Origin of the sequence: Nonomuraea sp. GTA35 (assembly GCF_041950525.1) — a bacterium.
Lineage (GTDB): Bacteria > Actinomycetota > Actinomycetes > Streptosporangiales > Streptosporangiaceae > Nonomuraea.
Genome location: NZ_JBGNUV010000013.1, coordinates 127,238 through 147,218, shown reverse-complemented (window position 1 = coordinate 147,218; position 19,981 = coordinate 127,238). Strand labels below are relative to the sequence as shown.

The 19,981-nt window shown below is 72.9% G+C and carries 15 protein-coding genes; 7 read left to right on the top strand and 8 right to left on the bottom strand.

Annotated features, from left to right (window positions below; all coding sequences use genetic code 11):
• Positions 1-59: 59 nt before the first annotated feature.
• Positions 60-2,801: an AAA family ATPase gene (locus ACBJ32_RS43490; protein ID WP_375131795.1), complete on the top strand. Its 2,742-nt coding sequence runs from the start codon at positions 60-62 to the stop codon at positions 2,799-2,801.
• 7 nt (positions 2,802-2,808) lie between these two features.
• Here the strand turns inward: ACBJ32_RS43490 and ACBJ32_RS43485 are convergent, their stop codons facing one another.
• Both ACBJ32_RS43485 and ACBJ32_RS43480 read right to left on the bottom strand, forming a co-directional pair.
• Positions 2,809-3,549, bottom strand: a complete 741-nt coding sequence (locus ACBJ32_RS43485; protein ID WP_375131794.1) for an alpha/beta hydrolase — start codon at positions 3,547-3,549, stop codon at positions 2,809-2,811.
• A gap of 144 nt (positions 3,550-3,693) precedes the next feature.
• Positions 3,694-5,313: a DUF6351 family protein gene (locus ACBJ32_RS43480; RefSeq protein WP_375131793.1), complete on the bottom strand. Its 1,620-nt coding sequence runs from the start codon at positions 5,311-5,313 to the stop codon at positions 3,694-3,696.
• A 294-nt stretch (positions 5,314-5,607) separates the two neighbouring features.
• On the opposite strand from ACBJ32_RS43480, the gene ACBJ32_RS43475 reads away from it, so the two are divergent.
• Positions 5,608-6,426, top strand: a complete 819-nt coding sequence (locus ACBJ32_RS43475; RefSeq protein ID WP_375131792.1) for an alpha/beta fold hydrolase — start codon at positions 5,608-5,610, stop codon at positions 6,424-6,426.
• 92 nt (positions 6,427-6,518) lie between these two features.
• Entirely contained in the window at positions 6,519-7,091 is a 573-nt protein-coding gene (locus ACBJ32_RS43470) for a dihydrofolate reductase family protein (RefSeq protein ID WP_375131791.1), read from the top strand.
• Here the strand turns inward: ACBJ32_RS43470 and ACBJ32_RS43465 are convergent.
• Genes ACBJ32_RS43465 through ACBJ32_RS43450 form a run of 4 tightly spaced genes read right to left on the bottom strand, consistent with a single transcriptional unit; the run spans position 7,088 to position 12,693 of the window.
• Positions 7,088-9,106, bottom strand: coding sequence for a dipeptide ABC transporter ATP-binding protein (locus ACBJ32_RS43465; protein ID WP_375131790.1), 2,019 nt, complete (start codon positions 9,104-9,106; stop codon positions 7,088-7,090). The two genes, ACBJ32_RS43470 and ACBJ32_RS43465, sit on opposite strands and share 4 nt — an antisense overlap.
• A gap of 15 nt (positions 9,107-9,121) precedes the next feature.
• Positions 9,122-10,000 carry an ABC transporter permease gene (locus tag ACBJ32_RS43460; protein ID WP_357878107.1) on the bottom strand — a complete coding sequence of 293 codons (879 nt, stop codon included), beginning with the start codon at positions 9,998-10,000 and terminating at the stop codon, positions 9,122-9,124.
• On the bottom strand, positions 9,997-10,956 hold the full coding sequence (locus tag ACBJ32_RS43455) for an ABC transporter permease (RefSeq protein ID WP_375131789.1): 960 nt from the start codon (positions 10,954-10,956) through the stop codon (positions 9,997-9,999). Before ACBJ32_RS43455 ends, ACBJ32_RS43460 begins: the two co-directional genes overlap by 4 nt.
• 3 nt (positions 10,957-10,959) lie before the next feature.
• Positions 10,960-12,693 carry a peptide ABC transporter substrate-binding protein gene (locus tag ACBJ32_RS43450; RefSeq protein ID WP_375131788.1) on the bottom strand — a complete coding sequence of 578 codons (1,734 nt, stop codon included), beginning with the start codon at positions 12,691-12,693 and terminating at the stop codon, positions 10,960-10,962.
• 199 nt (positions 12,694-12,892) lie between these two features.
• On the opposite strand from ACBJ32_RS43450, the gene ACBJ32_RS43445 reads away from it, so the two are divergent.
• The gene (locus ACBJ32_RS43445) at positions 12,893-14,032 is read left to right on the top strand and encodes an ROK family protein (RefSeq protein WP_375131787.1); all 1,140 of its coding nucleotides are present in this window, start codon (positions 12,893-12,895) and stop codon (positions 14,030-14,032) included.
• 17 nt (positions 14,033-14,049) lie between these two features.
• Positions 14,050-15,474, top strand: coding sequence for a M81 family metallopeptidase (locus ACBJ32_RS43440; RefSeq protein ID WP_375131786.1), 1,425 nt, complete (start codon positions 14,050-14,052; stop codon positions 15,472-15,474).
• A gap of 92 nt (positions 15,475-15,566) precedes the next feature.
• Here the strand turns inward: ACBJ32_RS43440 and ACBJ32_RS43435 are convergent, their stop codons facing one another.
• On the bottom strand, positions 15,567-16,811 hold the full coding sequence (locus ACBJ32_RS43435) for a DUF3500 domain-containing protein (RefSeq protein ID WP_375131785.1): 1,245 nt from the start codon (positions 16,809-16,811) through the stop codon (positions 15,567-15,569).
• A 13-nt stretch (positions 16,812-16,824) separates the two neighbouring features.
• Positions 16,825-17,538 carry a FadR/GntR family transcriptional regulator gene (locus ACBJ32_RS43430; protein WP_375131784.1) on the bottom strand — a complete coding sequence of 238 codons (714 nt, stop codon included), beginning with the start codon at positions 17,536-17,538 and terminating at the stop codon, positions 16,825-16,827.
• A 72-nt stretch (positions 17,539-17,610) separates the two neighbouring features.
• On the opposite strand from ACBJ32_RS43430, the gene ACBJ32_RS43425 reads away from it, so the two are divergent.
• Together ACBJ32_RS43425 and ACBJ32_RS43420 are read left to right on the top strand one after the other, a co-directional pair.
• Entirely contained in the window at positions 17,611-18,465 is an 855-nt protein-coding gene (locus tag ACBJ32_RS43425; RefSeq protein WP_375131783.1) for a fumarylacetoacetate hydrolase family protein, read from the top strand.
• On the top strand, positions 18,462-19,946 hold the full coding sequence (locus tag ACBJ32_RS43420) for a carboxyl transferase domain-containing protein (protein ID WP_375131782.1): 1,485 nt from the start codon (positions 18,462-18,464) through the stop codon (positions 19,944-19,946). Before ACBJ32_RS43425 ends, ACBJ32_RS43420 begins: the two co-directional genes overlap by 4 nt.
• Positions 19,947-19,981 lie beyond the last annotated feature (35 nt).

Below are 19,981 nucleotides of genomic sequence, written 5' to 3'. Positions count from 1 at the left end.
ATGACGGCATCGGGGACGACGGGCTCCTGGACAACAGGCCCGCGATCACGGGGTCCGCGATGACGGGCTCCACCACAGCCGGGTCCGCGATGGCCGGGGCGGCGATCGTGGGGCGTGACGGCGAGCGGGAGGAGCTGGCCGCGTTCCTGGCGGCCGCCCAGGGGCAGGCGCTCGTCCTCAGGGGCGAGACCGGCGTCGGGAAGAGCGCCCTGCTCGACCACGCCGCCGCCCTCGCCGCCCCCGGGCACGACGTGATCAGGGCCGCCGGGGTCGAGGCGGAGTCGGAGCTGCCCTACGCCGGCCTCCACCAGCTGCTCTACCCCCTGCTCCCCCACCTGTCCGGGCTCGACGACGGGCACCGCGCCGCCTTCGACGTCGCCTTCGGGCTGCGCGAGGGCCGGACGCCGTCGGTCATGTCCCTCGGCATCGCCGTTCTCGACCTGCTGTCCCTGGCGGCGTCGGGCAGCCCGCTGCTGCTGTTGCTCGACGACGGCCAGTGGCTGGACGCCTCCAGCATCGAGGTGTGCGGGTTCGTGGGGCGGCGGCTCGCGGGCAGCTCGGTGAAGATGCTGATCGCCGTGCGGTCGGACGTCGGCTCGCGGTTCGACACGGCCGCGCTCCCCGAGCTCGCGCTGGCGCCCCTCCCCGACGAGGCCGCCGGGCGGCTGCTGGACCTGCGCCATCCCGGGCTCGGCCCGCGGACCAGGCGCCTGGTCCTGGAGCACGCCATGGGCAACCCGCTGGCCCTCGTGGAGCTCCCGCCGCACGTGGGGGGCGAGGAACTGCTCGAATTCGGCGCCGTCCCCCTGTCACGCCGCCTCCAGCACGTGTACGGCATGCGCATCGAGCGCCTCGCCGATCCCGTACGCGAGGAGCTGCTGCGCGGCGCCCTCGACGGCGTCGGCGCGGGCCAGGGCGGGAACCGCGCCCCCGGCAGGCGCTACCGCATGCGCGACACCGGCGAGGCGGTGGCGGCCGGCCTGCTGGACACCGACCCCGCCACCGGCGAGCTCGTCTTCCGCCACCCGCTGGTCCGCTCCACCGTCGTCCAGCTAGCGACGCCGAACCAGCGCCGCGCGGCGCACGCGGACCTCGCCCGGCTGCACGAGGGCGACGTCGAGCGGCGCGCCCGCCACCTGGCGGCCGCGATCGTGGACCCCGACGAGGAGGTGGCCGCCGCGCTGGAGGCCGCGGCCGAGTCGGCGACCCGGCGCGGCGGCGCGGTCGCGGCCGTGGCCTGGCTGACCCGCGCGGCCGAGCTGAGCCAGACCCCGGCCGACCGGTCCAGGCGGCTCGGCGACGCCGCGTTCATCGCCGGGCACGCCGCGCTCCTGGACCAGGCGCAGCGGCTGGTCCGCGCGGACCCGGCGCCAGGCCCGGCCGGGTCCCCCGCCACCGCCATCACCGCGGCGTACGTGGCCCTGTACGAGGACGGCGACGTACGCTCCGCGCACCACCGCGTCGCGGCGGCCATCGAGAACCTGCGGGACGACAGCCCGGAGGTGCTCACCCGGCTCGTGGACCTGTTACTCGCCACCAGCCTGTACGCCGGCGACGCCGTCTCGTGGCACCGCACCGAGCGACTGCTGCGCTCGCTGGGCGACCGCGTCCACCCGCGCTCGGCCGTCTACCGCGACGCGTGGAGCGACGTCGTCCGCCACGGCAGGGGCGTGCCCGAGCGGGTCGAGCGGGCGTTCGCCGACGTGTCGGCCCTGGAGCCGTGGGACGTCTCCCGCCTGGCCGTGGCCGCCTACCACGTCGACACGCTGGACAGGTACCGCCCCCACCTGCGGCGCGCGGTGGACCGCGAGGTGGAGACCGGCGCCGTGGCCAACGGCATGACCATGCTGCACCTGATCATGCTCGACCAGCTCGCCACCGGCGAATGGGACGACGCCGAGCGGACGGGCCGGCGCGCACTGCGGCTGACCACCTCGCACGGGAACACGCTGTTCACCCACCACACCCACGCCTACCTGGGGCTTCTCGCCGCCGTGCGCGGCCGGACCGAGCAGGCCCGCGAGTCGCAGGCGGTCGTGGACGCCTGGGCCCGCCCGCGCGGCATCGGGTTCCTGACGCAGATCGCCGACGCCATCGGCACGGCAGCGGCCCTCAGCGAGGGCGACTACGAGGCCGCCTACCTGCACGCCATCGGCATCACGCCGCCCGGATCCTTCGAACCCTACGCGCACCAGGCCTCGCGCACGCTGCTCGACCTGGTCGAAGCCGCCGTGCACACGGGACGGCTGGAGCAGGCCCACCGGCACGCCCGGGCCGCGCTGGACGCCGGCCTGCCCGCCCTCTCCCCCCGGCTGGCCATGATCACCTACGGCGCGATGTCGATGACGACCGGCGACGAGAAGGAGGCGGCGGACATGTACGCACGCGCCGAGGCCGAGCCGGGAGCCACCGCCTTCCCGTTCGAGCTGGCCCGCATCCGCCTTGGCCACGCCATCCGGCTCAGGCACACCCAGGGGCCCAAGGCCGCACGGCCGCTGCTGGTTCGCGCCGCCGAGTCGTTCGACCGGCTCGGCGCCGCCGGCTGGGCGGAGCGGGCGCAGGCCGAGCTGCGGGCCTCGGGGGCGCCCGCCGGCGCCGCGCCGTCGCACCTGGTCGAGCTGACCTGGCAGGAACGCCGGATCGCGGAGCTGGCCGCCGGCGGGCTGACGAACAAGGAGATCGGCGAGCGCATGCACCTGTCGCCGCGCACCGTCAGCTCGCATCTCTACCGGGTCTTCCCGAAGCTGGGGATCACGTCCCGGGCCGCGCTGCGCGACGCCCTGGGCAAGCTCCCCCGGTGACGGCCCGTCAGGCACGGATGCCCCGTTCGGCGAGCCAGAGGAGGACGTAGTCCGCGACCGCCCGCCATCCGCTGTCGAGGACCAGCGAGTGGCCGCGGTCGGGGAACTGCTTGAGGCCGGTCACCGCCGTCGAGTCGCCGTACAGCTTGTACACCGCGCGGGTGGCGGAGTCGGGCACCAGCCGGTCCTCCTGCCCGGAGATCAGTAGCAACGGGCCGCGGGCGGTGTTGCCGGTGTCCACGTCGGCGCGGGGATGCGTGCCGTCGCCGCCCAGCTCGGCCAGCAGCCGGGGCGGCGCGGGGACGGCGTGCCGCTCGAAGAGGCGTGCCGATTCCTCCCGCGTGACCGCGTTGGCGAACAGCTGGCGGAACAGCGCCGCGTCGAGTGACGCCGGCCACGGCTCGCGGGCGACCTGGTTCACGGGGACGGGGGCGATGGCGACCGCGGCGCGGCCGAGGTTCGTGCCGAGGAGGTGCTGCGCGATCAGCCCGCCCACCGAGTGGCCGACGATCACGGGCGGGGTGTCGAAGGAGCGTACGATGCCCGCGTAGTGCTCGGTGAGGGCGTCGAGCCCCAGCTCGCGGCAGCTTTCCGGCTGCCGGCGGGCCTCCGCCACCGTGGCGGGCTCCCCCGGCCGGAGCGGCGCGGAGACGGCGAAGCCGAGGCTGGAGAAGCGCTCGCCCCACGGCTTCCAGGACAGCGCGTGCAGCCACGCGCCGTGGATGAAGACGACGGGAGTGGGGTTCACGGAGCCTCCGGGACGTGGCTCAAGAATCATGCGGACGGGCCTCCTGCGCGGGCAGCGCCCGCGGCCTTCGCGGACGTGGACCGCTGCTGTGACGGGAGGGCCACGTCCCGGGGCCGCGCCTGGGCGCCCCGGGACGTGGACCGGTCAGTGCCGGGGCTTCGCGCACCGGTAGCTCGCCGCGTCGGCCGGGTCACCGTGGCCGGTGTAGCGGGAGACGGACGGGTAGAGGCACAGCTCGCGCGTGACCGTCTTGCCGGAGGCGTCCTTGATGGCGGCGCTCAGCATCTGCGGGGCCTTGCCCTGCTCGACCCAGGCCGTCAGGGCGCCCAGGGCGTCGGTGGGCACGGGGCCGGTGCTGGTGACGTTGCCGCAGTGGTCGACGCCCGGCGCGAGGAACAGCCGGTAGAAGCCGTCGACGCGGTGCGAGCCGCCCATGGCGCGCTCCACCCGCTCGCGGTAGTTCACGGTGCCCTGGGTCGGGATGAGCTGGTCGGCCTGGCCGTGCCAGGTGAGGAGCTTGCCGCCGGCCTTGCGGAACGCCGACAGGTCGGGGTCGTCGGTGCCGATGACCTGGTCGTACTCGGCCTGGGACTGCGCGAACAGCTTGGCGAAACCGGCGTAGGTGATCGTCGACAGGTCGAAGGCCGGCTGGCGCTTCAGCCAGGTCGCGACCCAGGCGGCCGGGACGGGGAACGGCGCGCCCACCCGGTCGCCGTCCGGGCCGAGCCGGGTGCCGGCGAGGTCGAAGCCGGCGCCGACCGGGATGCCGGCCCACAACTTCTTGCCCGACGGCGTGCGCGGGCCGTCCCAGATCTTGCGGACCACGGTGGCGTCGGCGGCGGTGATGGTCTCCTGCTTCCCCTCGCACTCGACCGTCTCGCCGACGAGCTTGCGCGGGTCGAAGTCGCACGTGGCGGGCTCGCCGATGACCCCGTCACGGACGCCGTCGAGCGGGTCGCACGCCTTGACGGCGGCCTGGTTGAAGGCGGCGAGCTCGCAGGGGGCGGGGAAGGCGTTCTCCTCGTTCATCACCACCTGCGGCCACAGGGTGGCGACCTCGAACTCGTCCCAGTTGATGGCCGGAGCGGTGGCGAGGATGCCGTCGTAGTCGCCGGGGTGGCGCTGGGCCTCCATGTAGCCCTGGCGGCCTCCGGTCGAGCAGCCGTTCCAGTACGAGTAGGAGGCCGGCTTGCCGTACACCTCGGCGACGACCTGCTTGGCGACGACCGTCATCTCGTGCTGGGAGCGGTCGGCGAAGTTCTTCAGCAGCTCCTTGTTCACCTCGCCCGCGCTGTTCAGGGCCCAGGCGGTGTCGATGTAGGTGCTGACGCCCGCGTCGGTGGTGGCGGCGGCGTACCCGGTCTTGACCGCGCCGGCCAGCGCGGCGCCGTGGTCGCCGGCGGCGAAGGCGCTCCCGCCCACTGCCTGGAACCGGCCGGTCCAGCCCGTCTCGGGCAGCCAGACCTGCACCTTGGCGTGGTCGCCCACGCCCGGGTGGGCGAGCGTGACCGTGACCGCGCAGTGGGCCGGCACGCCAGGGACCTCGGTGCCGGGCAGCGGCGTCACCGGCGGGACGGTCACGGTGCCCGCCTCGCGGCGCTGCGCCGTCACCGATTCCACCGTGGTGCCCGCCGGCGCCTTCACGGAGATGGACGGCGAGCAGCTGAACGCCGCGGCGGTCGTGGCCGCCGCGGCGCTGGTCGGCAGGCAGATCGCCGCCGCCAGCGGCACACCGGCCGCCAGGACGGCCAGGAGTCTTTTCATGAGTTTCCCATCGCTGATTTACGCGTGTCGCTGAGCAGCAGGTCCGGCCGGTCCCTGGTGCGGTGCCTACTCTCGTCCGCCCGGCGGGGGCGGCACATCAGTCACATGACGGCCAGAACCGGCGATCCGGTCGCGTGCGCCACGCCGCGCGAGGGCGCCTCAGGGCCGCCCCGGACGCGCCTCCCGCCGCCGGACGGCCACCGAATGACCGTCAAGTGACTGATGTGGCCGAACCCGTCCGCGGCCCAGAGTGAGGACGCCCCCCTTGCATCCACCTCTTCGGAAGGAAGTCTCATGGTCAGCATCAAGCGGCGGCTCCTGCTGGGCGCCCTGTCGGCGGGTGTCGCGATCGGCGCGCTGGCGGTCACCGGGCCCGCGGGCGCCACCACGGCCGGGCGGGCCAAGCCGACCGTCGTGCTGGAGCACGGCGCCTTCGCCGACGCCTCCAGCTGGAACGGGGTGATCGAGGAGCTGCGCCGCGACGGCTACCCCGTCGTCGCCGCGGCCAACCCGCTGCGCGGCCCGGCGAACGACGCGGCCGCGCTGCGCAGCCTCCTCGACCACGTCAAGGGCCCCAAGATCCTCGTCGGGCACTCCTACGGCGGCTCGGTCATCAGCATCGCCGGCGCGAACGACCCCGAGGTCAAGGCCCTGGTGTACGTCGCCGCCTTCCTGCCCGCCCCGGGCGAGACGGCGCTGGAGCTGACGAACAAGTTCCCCGGCTCCACGCTCCCCGACGCCCTCGACCCCGCGCCGTTCGCCCTGCCCGGCGGCGGCACCGGCACCGACCTCTACATCAAGGCCGACAAGTTCCGCCACCAGTTCGCCGCCGACGTGCCGGCCGGCCCGGCCGCGCTCATGGCCGCCACCCAGCGGCCCATCGCGCAGTCGGCCCTGGAGGAGAAGGCCGAGGTCGCCGCCTGGCAGGACAAGCCGAGCTGGGACATCGTCACCACCCAGGACCTCAACATCCCGGCCGCCGCGCAGCGGTTCATGGCCGAGCGCGCCGGCGCCCGCGTCACCGAGGTGCGCGCCTCCCACTCCGTGGCCGTCTCCCACCCGAAGATCGTGGCCAGGGTCATCGAGAACGCCGCGCGCGCCACGGCCCGGTAGCGGCGGGAAGAATTCTCCGGGGCGATGTCGATTCCGGCGGCGCGCGGTCGACGCATGGGTGAACCCACCTTCGCCAACGCTCTGGAGATGCGATGAGCACCGTGATCATGCACAACGTCGTTTCGGTCGACGGCTTCATCGCCGACGCGCACGACCAGGTCGGCCCGCTGTTCGACTGGTACGGCAACGGCACCGCCGACCTCGGCGGCATCGGCAAGGTCTCGCAGGTCTCGGCCGACTACGTCAACCCGGTCTGGGCCCGGATCGGATCGATGGTCATCGGGCGGCACCTGTTCGACATGACCAACGGGTGGGAGGGCCGGCCGCCCACCGGCGACCACGTGGTCGTGCTCTCGCACCGGCCCAAGCCCGAGGGGTGGCACCCCGAGGCGTCGTACCACTTCGTGGACGACGTGACGCGGGCGGTCGCGCTGGCCAGGGAGCTGGCGGGCGAGCGTGACGTCGCCGTCGCGGCGGGCGAGGCCGGCGGCCAGGCGTTCGCCCTCGGGCTGGTGGACGAGGTGGCGATGGACGTCGTGCCGGTGGTCTTCGGCTCGGGCAAGCGCTACTTCGGCTCGGTCGGCGCCCAGCACCTGCTGGAGGACCCGCACGTGGTCATCCAGGGCGACCGGGTCCTCCACCTGCTCTACCGCGTCCGGCGCTAGCCCTGCGGCGCTCCGGTGCCGTCCGCTTCGAGGCGGAGCGGGAAGTGGCAGGCGACCTGGTGGGCGCCGCCCTCCAGGACGGGCTCGGTGGCGCAGACGTCCTGCGCCAGCGGGCAGCGGGTGCGGAAGCGGCAGCCGGTCGGCGGGTTGAGCGCGCTCGGCAGCTCGCCCCGGATGGTCGTGTCCGGGCTGGGCGCGTGGCCGGGGTCGGGCGAGGGCACGGCGTCCAGCAGCGCCTGCGTGTACGGGTGGCGCGGCGCGCGCACCACCTGGTGGGCGGGGCCCACCTCCACCAGCTTGCCGAGGTACATCACGCCGATGCGGTCGGCCATGTAGTCCACCACGGACAGGTCGTGGCTGATGAACACGTACGACAGGCCGAGCTCGCCCTGCAGGTCCCGCATGAGGTTGAGCACCTGCGCCTGCACCGACACGTCCAGCGCGCTGACCGGCTCGTCGGCCACGATCAGCCGGGGCCGCAGCGCCAGCGACCTGGCCAGCCCGATGCGCTGCAACTGCCCGCCGGAGAACTCGTGCGGGTAGCGCTCCAGCGCCCGCCGTGGCAGCCCGACCTGGTCGAGCAGCTCGCTCACCCGGGCGCGGCGGGCGGCGGCGTCGCCCACCTGCTGGATCTCCAGCGGCTCGGTGAGGATGGAGTCGATGCGCATGCGCGGGTTCATGGCCGCGTAGCTGTCCTGGAACATGAGCTGCACCTTGCGGTGCATGCGGTGGCGGGCGCGCCGGTCCAGGGTGGCGATGTCGGTGCCGTCCACGACGATCCGGCCGCCCGTGGGGGCTTCGAGGCCGGCGACGAGGCGGCCGACGGTGGACTTGCCGCATCCGGACTCGCCCACGATGCCGAGCGTCTCGCCGGGCTTGACCTCGAAGGACACCCCGGCCACGGCGCTGACGCGCCCGGCGGTCCTGCGCAGGCCCGCGCCGCCGGCGTCGTACTCCTTGACCAGGTCCCGCACGGTCAGGATCGGCTCGGCGGCGGCGCCGGAGGCGGCCCGGTCGTGGCCGGCCGACGCCGTGATGGCGACGGGCTCGGTGACCGGGTGCAGGCAGGCGAACGCGTGCCCGTCCCCGGTGAGGGTGACGTCGGTGGTGCGGCACTCGTCGGTGGCGAAGTGGCAGCGGGGCGCGAAGCGGCAGCCGGTCAGCGGCCGTGACAGGTCCGGCGGCAGGCCGGGGATGCTGTAGAGGCGGCCGTCGGCGGCGGACTCGGGCAGGGCGCGCATCAGCGCCTCGGTGTAGCGGTGGCGGGGCGCGCGGAACAGCTCGGCGGTCGTGGCGGTCTCGACCACGCGTCCGGCGTACATGACGGCGACCCTGTCGGCGCGGCCGGCGATCACCCCGAGGTCGTGGGTGACCAGGATGACCGCCATCCTGAACTCCTCGCGCAGGTCGTCGATGAGTTCGAGGATCTGGCGCTGGGTGGTGACGTCCAGGGCCGTGGTGGGCTCGTCGGCGATGAGCAGGCGCGGGGAGCGGATGAGCGCCATGGCGATGACGACGCGCTGGCGCATGCCGCCGGAGAGCTGGTGCGGGTAGTCGTCGACGATCTTGTCGGGGCGGGGCATGCCGACCCGGCGCAGGATCTCGACGGCCCGCTCGCGGGCCTCCGCCTTGCTCATCCCCTGGTGCACGCGCAGGGGCTCGGCGACCTGGGCGCCGATGCGCATGGTGGGGTTGAGCGAGGTGAGCGGGTCCTGGAAGACCATGCCCATCTCGACGCCGCGCACCCGGCGCAGCTCGGCCGCTTCCATCTTGCGCAGGTCGCGGCCGTCGAAGAGGATCTCCCCGCCGACCACGCCGCCGCCGGAGGGCAGCAGCCCCATGACCGACAGCACGGTCATGGTCTTGCCGCTGCCCGACTCCCCCACGATGCCGAGCGTCTCGCCCTGGTTGACCTCGAGGTTGACCTGGTCGAGCGCGTGCACCGTGCCGCGCCGCAGCGCGATGTCGGTGCTGAGGTCGCGCAGCCGCAGCAGCGGCTCGCTGGGAACCTCCATGTACGAAACCTCCTGCTAGCGCCGCCGGAGGCGGACCTCGAAGACGTCCCTCAGCCCGTCGCCGATGAAGTTGAAGGCGAGCACGATGAGGATGATGGCGATGCCCGGCGGGTACAGCAGCCACCAGTTGCCGCTGAAGGTGTCCGACAGGCCGTCGGACAGCATGCCGCCCCAGTTCGCCGCGGGTGGCGGCACTCCCAGGCCGAGGAACGACAGGTAGGCCACGTACAGGATCGCGTCGGCGACCTGGAACGTGGCGTTGACGATCACGGTGCCGATGGCGTTGGGGATGATGTGCCGGCGCACCGCGCGCCCGCCGGTGCCGCCCATGCCGCGCATCGCCATGACGTACTCGCGGGTGCGCAGCGTCAGGGCCTCGCCGCGGACCAGCCGGGCGGGGCCGAGCCAGGCGAAGGCGCCGATGATGACGATCAGCATCGGCACCGTGGGCGTCACGATGGAGGCCATGAGCATGAACAGGAACAGCGCCGGGATCGACATCATCGCGTCGACCACCCGCATCATGACCGCGTCGACCCAGCTCCCCGCGAACCCGGCGATGGCGCCCCAGACGGTGCCCACGACCGTGGCCAGCAGGCCGGCGGCCAGGCCCACCACGATGGACGTCTGCCCGCCGAGCATCAGCCGCCCGAGCTGGTCGTAGCCGACGCCGTCGGTGCCGAGCGGGTGCCCGTCCGTGCCCGGGGGCAGGTAGACCTTGGTCAGGTCGGTGTGCACCTGGTCGGTCTGGTAGAACAGCGGCCCGAGGAAGGAGAAGGCCGCCAGCAGCACGAACAGGCCCACGCCCACCAGGGCGAGCCGGTTCTCGCAGAAGACCTCCACGCCCTGGCGCCACATCCCGCGGACGGGCTGTGCCTCTTCCTGAGTGGTCATGAGCGGCCTGCCTTGAGTCGTACGCGTGGATCGACCGCGGCGTAGAGCACGTCGGCGACCAGCGCGCCGAGCACGGTGGCCACCGAGATCAGCAGCGTGACGCCGAGCAGGATCGGGTAGTCCCGCTTGAGCGCCGCCTGCCAGAACAGCAGCCCCATGCCCGGGTAGTTGAACAGCCGCTCGACCACCAGGGCGCCGCTGAACAGCGCGGGCAGGTACATGCCGAGCAGGGTGATGACGGGGAACAGGCCGTTGCGCAGCGTGTGCCCGACGATCACCCGGCCCTCCGACAGGCCCTTGCTGCGTGCCGTGCGGACGTAGTTCTCGTTCAGGTTGTCGACCATGGACGAGCGGATGTAGCGGGAGTAGACCGCGACGGTGAGGATCGTCAGCGTGAGCGTGGGCAGCACCAGCCCGGCCGGGTCGGCCAGCACCTCCGCCAGCGTGAAGCCCTGCGGGGCCTCGGGCGGCAGCACCGGCCACACCTGCGAGAACAGAATGATCATCATGAGACCCATGAAGAAGATGGGCGTGGCGTACGCCAGCAGCGACAGCCCGTTGATGGTGTAGTCGGGCCAGCGGTTACGCCGCACCGCCTGCACCACGCCCAGCGGGACGGCCACCACGACCGCCAGCAGCGTCGAGGCCAGCGACAGCAGCATGGTCTTGGGCACCCGCTGGCTGATGGCCTCGGCCACCGACTGGTTGAGCTGGAAGGAGTAGCCGAGGTCGCCCTGGACCAGCCGCTGCAGGTACATCGCGTACTGCTGCCACAGCGGCCGGTCGTACCCCATCTCGTGGTTGAAGGCGGCGATCTGCTGCAGCGTCGCTTCCTTGCCCAGGATGGCCCTGGCCGCGCCTCCCGGCAGCAGGTGCAGGATCACGAACGTGATCAGCGTCACCAGGATCACGATGACCAGGGCCTGGCCGAGGCGCGTGAGGAGGTACCGGGTCAACGGTCAGCTCTTCCAGGACCAGTCTTGGAAGTACATCAGGTTCATCGGGTCCTGCGGCTCGACGCCCTGCAGCCCCGACTTGTACGCCGAGATCTGGTAGACGGGGTTCGGCATCCACAGCACCGGCAGGTCCTTGGCCAGGAAGTCGTTGTACTCCTGCAGGGCGCCGGCGTCGGCGGAGAACTGCGCCTTCTCGATCAGCTCGTCGGCCTCGGGGTTGCTGTAGCTGCCGAGGTTGACGGGGGCGTCGGTCTGGAACAGGCGCTCACCGGAGGCGAACGCCGGGTAGTACCAGCTGCCCTGCGAGCCGAAGAACGACATGTCCCAGTCGCACTTGGACTCCTCCGGCTTGCAGGCGGGGGTGACCGCGACCGAGTCGGGCACCTCCTTGATGGTGAGCTGCACGCCGACCTTGGCCATCGTCGACTTGATCTCGGCGAACATCTTGGTGGTCGCGGCGAAGCCGGACTGGCTGGTGACGGTGAAGCTCAGCGGGGTGTCCTTGGCGATGCCCTCGCCGCACAGGGCGGGGTCGGCACAGGTGGTCTGCCCGTCGGGCGTGACCTTCCAGCCGTGGCTCTCCAGCAGCTGCTTGGCCTTGGCCGGGTCGAACGGGTAGGCGCAGCCCTGGCCGGCGGGCGAGCCCTGCTTGGCGGGAACCGGGCCGCAGGTGGGCGCGGCCATGCCGGACCAGATGACCTTGCTGATCGTGGGCTGGTCGATGAGCATCTGCAGTGCCTGGCGCAGGTACGGCTGCTTGAACAGCACCCCGGTCTTCGGGTTGTTGAAGTTGAGCTGGAGGTAGGTGATCGACCACCCGTACCAGGGGGCGACCTTGTAACCCTTCGACTCCAGGTAGGCCTTCTGCGACAGGTTGGCCGGCGGGATGTAGCCGTAGTCGATCTGCCCGGCGCGCAGCACGTTGAACTCGGCGTCGTCGCCGGTGAACGGCCGCAGCACGATCTTGTTCAGCTTCGGCTTGTCGGTGCCGGAGTAGGTGTCCTGCTTGGCCAGGACGACCTCGCCGCTGGGCACGTAGCTCTGCAGCTTCCACGGGCCGCTGCTGGTCTTCCACAGCGGGTTGGTCGCGTACGACTTGGGGTCCTTCGAGGCGGCGGTCAGCTCCTCGAAGGTCTTCTTGGCGTCACCCTTGTCCCAGGCGTGCTGGGGCAGCGGGACGATCCGGTTGAGCTGGTTGCCGACGAACCAGGCCGTGTTGTACGCCTTCTTCGTGGTCAGGGAGAAGGTCTTGTCGTCCTTGACCTTGAAGCTGTCGATGTTGTCGGGGAAGCCGCCGGGCTTGTAGGACGCCCACTTGTCCTTGTTCGCGGTGACGAGGTCCCACCAGAACTGCACGTCCTTGGTGGTGATCGGCTTGCCGTCGGACCAGGTGTTGTCCTTGAGCGTGATGGTCAGCGTCTTGCCGCCGTCGCTGACGGCGGGCGGCTCGGCGAGCGAGCGCTCGGGGTCGACGTTGTCGGGGCTGGATCCGTCGAGCTTGTAGCTGTACAGCTTGCGGTACAGGGCGGTGGAGAAGATCTCGTTCTCGCCCTGGGTGAAGCCCGGTGCCGAGATCGGCAGGATCCAGTTGGGCGTGCGGAAGGCCACGGTCACGGTGTCCGTGCCCTGCGCGCCGCCGCCGCTCTGCTGCGCACTGCCGCCGGCGCCTGCGCTGCAGGCGGTCAGAGCCAGCCCGATGGCCACCACGCCGCACACGATGCGGGTTCTCGTCCCCATGATTCTCCTCGTCGAGACGTGGGCGTGCCCTCGGAGGGGCCGTTCAGCGGGAGAATGTATAGAGGTACAAGTAGTAAGTCAATGCGAAAAATCTACTTTGTTCACGACACTTAATTCGATGTAGAGTCCGCGGCGAAGGCATCTATCGGTGATCGTCTTCTTGCTCGATGATGGTCTTCCTTCCAGGGAGAGGAGAGGCATGCCGGAGGAGCCCGCCAATCTGCGTGAGCAGGCCTTGAGCCTGCTGGCCAGCGGTAAGGCCGTCTCACGCGCGGATCTGGTGGAGATCCTGCAGGTGGCTCCCTCCACGGTCTCCAGCGTGGTGCGGCGCCTGCTGGAGGACGGCACGATCCTGGAGGAGGGCGTGGGCGCCTCCACCGGCGGGCGCCGGCCCAGGATCCTGCGCCTGCGCGAGGACGGCGGCGTCTTCGCCGTCGCCGAGCTGGGCGCCCGCCACGCCCGCGTCGGCCTGTGCTCGCCCTCCGGAGCGCTGCTGACGGCCGAGGAGTTCCCCGTCGACATAGGAGCGGGCCCCGAGGCGATCTTCGAGCAGATCGCGGGAGCCTTCGACGGCATCAGGACCGCCCACGCGCCCGGACGGCGGCTGCTGGCCGTCGGCATGGCGCTGCCGGGCCCGGTGGACTTCCCGCACGGGCGGCTCGTCGGCCCCGCCCGCATGCCGGGCTGGAGCGGCTACGACGTCCAGAGCGACCTGCGTGACCGCTTCCAGGTGACCGCCGTCGTCGACAACGACGCCAAGGCCGCCGCGATCGGCGAGTACGTCACCCGCCGCGACACCGGCGACATGATCTACGTCAAGGCCGGCAGCGGCATCGGCGGCTGCCTGGTCAGCGGCGCCCGGATCTACCGGGGCGGGCGCGGCCTGAGCGGCGACCTGACCCACGTGCGGGTGGCCGACAGCGGCGAGCGCGAGTGCTCCTGCGGCGGCAGCGGCTGCCTGGAGACCGTCGCCAGCGGCGCCGCGCTGGCCCGCGAGCTGGCCGGGCGCGGCCTGCCCGTGGCCGACATCCGCGACGTCATCGCCGCCACCATCAACGCCGACCCGGCCGTGGTGACCCTGGTACGCCAGGGCGGCAGGCTGCTCGGCGTCGCGCTGTCGGGGCTGGTCAACTTCCTCAACCCCGACAGCGTCGTCATCGGCGGCGCGCTGTCGAGCCTCGACGTCTACGTGGCGGCCGTCAAAGGCATGCTCTACGAGCGGTGCCTGCCGCCGCTGACCCAGTCGTTGTCCATCGAGGCGAGCATCGCCGGCCCCGACGCGGCCCTCATCGGGCTGGGCCAGCTCCTGCGGGAGACGGCCGACATCCGTCCCTCCTAGAAAGCACAGCGGTAAACGTGTCCTTGCGCATCGCCATCTGCGGCATCCACATCGAGTCCAGCACCTTCTCGCCGCACCTCAGCGGCACCGCCGACTTCGAGGTCACCCGCGGCCAGGCCCTGCTCGGCCGGTACGGCTGGCTCGGCGAGCCGTGGGCGGCCGAGGTGGAATGGGTGCCGATCGTGCACGCCCGCGCCCTGCCCGGCGGGGCGGTCGAGGCCGCCGCGTACGACGCCTGGCGGGCCGAGATCGTCCAGGGCCTGTCCGACGGCGCCTTCGACGGCGTGCTGCTGGACATCCACGGCGCGATGAGCGTCGTCGGCCGCCAGGACGCCGAGGGCGACCTGATCACCGCCGTCCGCTCCGTGATCGGCCCCGAGCCGCTGGTGTCGGCGGCGATGGACCTGCACGGCAACGTCTCGCACACCCTGTTCGCCGGCTGCGACCTGCTGACCTGCTACCGCACCGCACCCCACGTGGACGTCTGGGAGACCCGCGAGCGCGCCGCCCGCAACCTCGTCGAGGCGCTCCGCCGAGGCGGACGCCCCCACAAGGCGCTGGTGCACGTGCCGATCCTGCTGCCCGGCGAGATGACCAGCACCCGCGTCGAGCCCGCCCGCGGCCTGTACGCCCGCATCCCGGACATCGAGGCCAGGCCCGGCGTGATCGACGCGGCCGTCTGGATCGGCTTCGCCTGGGCCGACGAGCCGCGCTGCACCGGCGCGGTCGTCGCCACCGGCACCGACGCCGCCGCCACCGAGCGGGCGGCCCGCGAGCTGGGACAGGCGTTCTGGGACGCCCGCGACGACTTCGCCTTCGTCGCCCCCACGGGCTCCATGGACGAGTGCCTGGACGCGGCGCTCAAGGAGGGCTCGGCCCGGCCGTACTTCATCAGCGACTCCGGCGACAACCCGGGCGCGGGCGGCGCCGACGACGTCACCTACGCCCTGGAGCGGATGCTGGCCAGGCCCGAGATCCGCGACGGCTCGGTGCGCGCCGTCTACGCCTCCCTGTTCGACCCGGAGGCGGTGGCGGCCATCGCGCACCTCCCGGCCGGCTCGCCCGTCAGCGTACGCGCCGGTGGCCGCGTGGACACCCGCCCGCCGGGGCCGCTGCCGCTGGAGGGCACGCTGGAGGCCGTGGCCGACGACCCCGACGGCGGGCGGGTGGTCAGCGTGCGCATCGGCGGGCTGAGCGTCTTCCTGACCTCGCGCCGGATGCAGTACCGGCTGCTGGAGTCGTACCGGCGGCTCGGGGTGGACGTGGCTGGTGTGGACGTGGTCGCGGTCAAGATCGGGTACCTGGAGCCGGAGCTGTTCGAGGCGGCGGCCGACTGGATGCTGGCGCTCACGCCGGGGGGTGTGGACCAGGACCTGCACCGGCTGCCGTACCGCAACCTGAAGCGGCCGATCTTCCCGCTGGATCGCGACGCCGCGCTCTGACCCGGGGGTCACGACGAGGTCGGAGACGTCGTGCCGGTGCGGCAGCGGCGAGGGCAGCACGTTGGCGATGTGGTGCCTCGCCTCCGCGCTCATCAGGCCCGCTCCTGCCACTGCCGGACCCACGCGCGGCCGTAGTCGTTGCCGTGCGGGGTGCGCAGCACGGTGTGCACGTGGAACGGCTTGGGCGTGTCGTAGTCGAGGAACACCCCGCAGTGGTGGTCGAGCTCGGCGATGAGCACCGGCGACTGCAGCCGGTAGTAGAAGACGTCGCCGGGCTGGTGCCCGCCGATCCAGCAGAACCAGGTCTCGTCGAGGTGCTCGGCGATCTCCCGCATCCGGGCGGCTCGCGGCCCTTCCGGCAGCAGCCGGACGAACGACCCGGCGATGGCCAGCGCGTGCTCCCGCGCCTCGGCCGGCACGTCGGTGAGGCGCACACCCTCGACCGGGATGACCCGGTTGTCCTGGAACGCCCCGGCCAGGTGCCGCTCGTCGCCCGGATGCACCCGGCCCTCCGGCATCGCCGGATCGACCATCCGCTCGTACACGACGGCCTGCCGCCGCCGCTCCTCCGGCAGGGCGGCCATCAGCCGCAGCCCGAGCTCCACCCGGTCGGCGAACAGGTCGTGCAGGCCGGCGTGCGGGCCGGCGTCGATCTCGTCGGGCTCGGCGCCGAGGAACACCGGCGACAGCGCCATGCGCCCCTCGACGACCAGGCAGTTGAGCGCGCAGTGGTGGCCGTAGAGCTGCCAGCCCCACGGGGCCCGCAGGTCGGGGGTGCCGTAGAGGGCGAGGTTGTAGCTGTACTCGTTAAGTATGGTCTCCAGGCCGACGACCTCGCCGAGGAAGCCGTTGACCAGCATCATCGCGTGCGCCAGCCGGAAACCCTCCGGCGAGAGCGAGGCGCGCACCAGGGCCAGCGCCCGCTCGCGCACGGCCTCCGGCTGCAGGTCCAGCCGCAGGCCGGTGTCGAACTGCATGAACTCCGGGTTGGCCCAGGTCTGCCACTCCACGGCGTCCACGGCGTACGAGATCCGCTCGCGCCCCTCGCCGTCCAGGGCGGCGAGCAGGTCGTTCGCGGCGCTCACCATGGCCTCGACCGGCGCCTCCTCCCCCGGCTCCGCGGGCTTGAGCGGGTAGAGGCCCGCGCGCAGGACGCCGTCCTCGGTGACGCCATAAAAGTCGTTCCTGTAGAGCGGCGTCCAGCCCTCGACCAGGCCGCCGGTGAACGTGCCCGGTTTCCTGGCGAACTCGCGGTAGGCGTACGGATCGAGGCCCCGCACCTCGGCCAGCCTCGGGTGATCGTGCGGGAACAGGTACTGGCGGTACTCACCCGGCATGAGTGGCCCCTTCTTACGTGGTGGTGTTGTGCCGGGCGACGGCGGCGCGGACCGCGGCCTCGTCGCCGCGGGCGATCGCCTCGACCAGGTCGGCGTGGACCTGGTAACGCTCGGCGCGGTAGCCGGCGGCGGCGGCCGGGTCGTCGTCGAAGCGGGAGGAGGCGGCGCCCAGGTGGCCGAGGGTCCCGGTGTAGACCGCCCGCGCCATCGCGTTGGGGCTGATCGCGGCGATCCGCTCGTGCAGCGCCCAGTTGGCGCGCATGAAGCCGTTCCAGTCGGGCGCCGCACGGAGCTGCCTGAGCAGGCCGCGCAGGTCGGCGACGTCCTGGTCGGTGCGGTGCCGGGCGGCGCCGACGTCGATCAGCTCCTCCAGGTGGTCGCGCAGCTCGATGGCGTCGGCGACCGTGCCGGGCTCCTCCTCGACGCTCAGCAGCGTGTGCCGCAGCCGTACCACCGGCCCGCGCTCGGCGACGAACAGCCCGCCGCCGCGCCCCGGCCGGATCTCCAGCACGCCCCGATCGCGCAGCAGCCGGACGGCCTCGCTGACCGTGGCGTAGGCGAGGCCGGTCTCCGCGCGCAGCGACTCCAGCGTCCCGACCGGCTCTCCCGGTGCCAGCCCGCGCGTGCGGATCCGGTCGTCGAGCAGGGCGGCCAGTTGCTCGGCACGCGTGCGCGCGCCCTGTCCCAGGCCGGTCAGGGCTTGTCCGGGGGAGGAACTCTGCGGCATAGTCCTTATCCAAGCACAAACCTTCGAACCTTTAGAAGGGTTCGTACCTTCCGTCCCAGGAGAGGTGAACCGATGAGGATCGTGGGGATCCGCCGGAACGGCGGCCCGGTCGAGGTGGCGTCGTTGTCGGCCGACGGCACCGAGGTCGCGGTGCTGGCGCCGCTGGAGCGGTTCTGGGCCGACGCGCAGGGCTTCCTGTCCACGGAGCCGGCCGGTGACACGGTTCCGGCCCCGGAGGTCACGTTCGTACCGCCGGTGCTGCCCGGCGCCCGGGTGATCTGCATCGGGCTGAACTACCTCAAGCACGTCGCCGAGGGCTCCTTCGCCGGCAAGGACCTGCCGCCGCACCCGACGCTCTTCGCCCGGTGGACGCAGTCATTGACCGTGGACGGCGCCCCGGTGCCCGTCCCGGCGAACGAGGACGGCCTCGACTGGGAGGGCGAGGTCGTCGCGTACGTCGGCGCGCCGCTGGTGGACGCCGGCCCCGAGCAGGCGCTGGCCGCCGTCGTCGGCTACTCGGCCTTCAACGACCTCACCTCGCGCAGGGCGCAGAAGCTGACCAGCCAGTGGATCCTCGGCAAGAACGGCGACAGCTCCGGCCCGCTCGGCCCCATGGTGCCCGCGGCCGAGGTCGGCGACCTGCGCGACGGCCTGCGCGTGCGCACCCGGGTCAACGGCGAGGTCGTGCAGGACGGCAGCACAGACGAGATGGTCTACACCGTCGGCGACACGCTCTCGCTCATCTCGCGCACGTTCACGCTGCGCCCCGGCGACCTGCTCGCCACCGGCACGCCCGCCGGGGTCGGCTACGCCCGCACTCCCCCGTGGCTGCTGCAACCGGGCGACGTGGTCGAGGTCGAGGTCGAGCGCCTCGGCACGCTGCGCAACCCGATCGTCGGCAACGACGCCCGGCTGCGCCCCGCATGAGCAGGCCGTCCGCCCGCGCCCTGATCGAGGCCACGGTCGATCCCGGCAGCTTCCGCTCCTGGGACGAGCCGATCGAGCGGGCCGCGTACGAACCCGGCTATCTCGCCGTGCTCCGGCGCGCGGAGGAGCGGGCCGGCACCGACGAGGCGGTGCTCACCGGGCAGGCGTCGATCCGCGGGCACGCGGCGGCGCTCGTCGTCAGCGAGTTCGGCTTCCTCGGCGGCTCCATCGGCGTGGCCACGGCGGAGCGCATCGTCGCCGCCGTCCGGCGGGCCACGCGCGAGCGGCTGCCGCTGATCGCCGCGCCGGCCTCGGGCGGGACCCGCATGCAGGAGGGCACGCCGGCGTTCGTCCGGATGGTCGAGATCAGCCGGGCCGTCGTCGCGCACAAGTCCGCCGGGCTGCCGTACCTCGTCTACCTGCGCCATCCCACGACCGGCGGCGTGTTCGCCTCCTGGGGGTCGCTCGGGCACGTCGCGGTCGCCGAGCCGGGGGCGCTCATCGGCTTCCTCGGGCCGCTCGTCTACCGGACCCTGCGCGGCGAGCCGTTCCCGGAGGGGGTCCAGGTAGCCGAGAACCTGGTCGACAAGGGCATCCTGGACGCGGTGGTCCCGGCGGACGAGCTGGCCGACCTCGCCGCCCGCGCCCTCGCCCTCCTCTCCGGCACCCCCCGCCCGAACGCGCCTCTCCCCGACACTTCCCGCTCGGCCGTACCCCTCTCCGGAACTTCCCGCCCGGCCGCGCCCTCTCCGGATGGGGAGGCTCCGGTCGCCGGAGGTGACGCGTGGTCCTCGATCGCCCTCACGCGTCGCCCCGACCGGCCCGGCGTGCGGGAGCTGCTCCGGCACGCCGCCGACGACGTCCTGCCGCTGCACGGCACCCAGCTCGGCGAGACCGACGACGCGCTCCTGCTGGCGCTCACCTCGTTCTCCGGCACTTCCTGCGTCCTCGTCGGGCAGGACCGCCGCACCCAGTCCCAGCACCGCCCCCTGGGCCCGGCCGCGCTGCGCGGCGCCCGCCGCGGCATGCGCATCGCCCAGGAGCTGCGCCTGCCGCTGATCTGCGTCATCGACACCCCGGGGGCGGACCTCTCGGCGGCGGCCGAGGAGGGCGCGCTGGCCGGCGAGATCGCCCGCTGCCTGGCCGAGATGGTGGAGCTCACCGTCCCCACCGTCTCGGTGCTGCTGGGCGAGGGCACCGGCGGCGGCGCGCTGGCGCTGCTGCCGTCCCGCCGGGTGATCGCGGCGAGCAACGCGTGGTTGTCACCGCTCCCGCCGGAGGGCGCGAGCGCGATCCTGCACGGCGGCCCCGAGCAGGCGCCCGCGGTGGCCAGGCTGCAGCGGGTACGCGCGGCCGACCTGCTCGCCGAGGGCATCGTGCACGCCGTCGTGCCCGAGCACGTGCCCGCCCACGAGGACCCGGCCGGGTTCGCCCGCCGCATCGCCGACGAGTGCGTCCGCCAGATCGCCCTCCAACGCTGAAGCGGGTGCTCGCCCTCCACCGCTGAAGCGGGCGC

Bases quoted from the DNA above. Each gene is read 5' to 3' on its own strand.
- ACBJ32_RS43420 (WP_375131782.1), top strand. From the start codon at position 18,462: ATGAGCAGGCCGTCCGCCCGCGCCCTGATCGAGGCCACGGTCGATCCC.
- ACBJ32_RS43475 (WP_375131792.1), top strand. From the start codon at position 5,608: ATGGTCAGCATCAAGCGGCGGCTCCTGCTGGGCGCCCTGTCGGCGGGT.
- ACBJ32_RS43445 (WP_375131787.1), top strand. From the start codon at position 12,893: ATGCCGGAGGAGCCCGCCAATCTGCGTGAGCAGGCCTTGAGCCTGCTG.
- ACBJ32_RS43450 (WP_375131788.1), bottom strand. From the start codon at position 12,693: ATGGGGACGAGAACCCGCATCGTGTGCGGCGTGGTGGCCATCGGGCTG.
- ACBJ32_RS43490 (WP_375131795.1), top strand. From the start codon at position 60: ATGACGGGCTCCACCACAGCCGGGTCCGCGATGGCCGGGGCGGCGATC.
- ACBJ32_RS43470 (WP_375131791.1), top strand. From the start codon at position 6,519: ATGAGCACCGTGATCATGCACAACGTCGTTTCGGTCGACGGCTTCATC.
- ACBJ32_RS43435 (WP_375131785.1), bottom strand. From the start codon at position 16,811: ATGCCGGGTGAGTACCGCCAGTACCTGTTCCCGCACGATCACCCGAGG.
- ACBJ32_RS43460 (WP_357878107.1), bottom strand. From the start codon at position 10,000: ATGACCACTCAGGAAGAGGCACAGCCCGTCCGCGGGATGTGGCGCCAG.
- ACBJ32_RS43430 (WP_375131784.1), bottom strand. From the start codon at position 17,538: ATGCCGCAGAGTTCCTCCCCCGGACAAGCCCTGACCGGCCTGGGACAG.
- ACBJ32_RS43465 (WP_375131790.1), bottom strand. From the start codon at position 9,106: ATGGAGGTTCCCAGCGAGCCGCTGCTGCGGCTGCGCGACCTCAGCACC.
- ACBJ32_RS43425 (WP_375131783.1), top strand. From the start codon at position 17,611: ATGAGGATCGTGGGGATCCGCCGGAACGGCGGCCCGGTCGAGGTGGCG.
- ACBJ32_RS43480 (WP_375131793.1), bottom strand. From the start codon at position 5,313: ATGAAAAGACTCCTGGCCGTCCTGGCGGCCGGTGTGCCGCTGGCGGCG.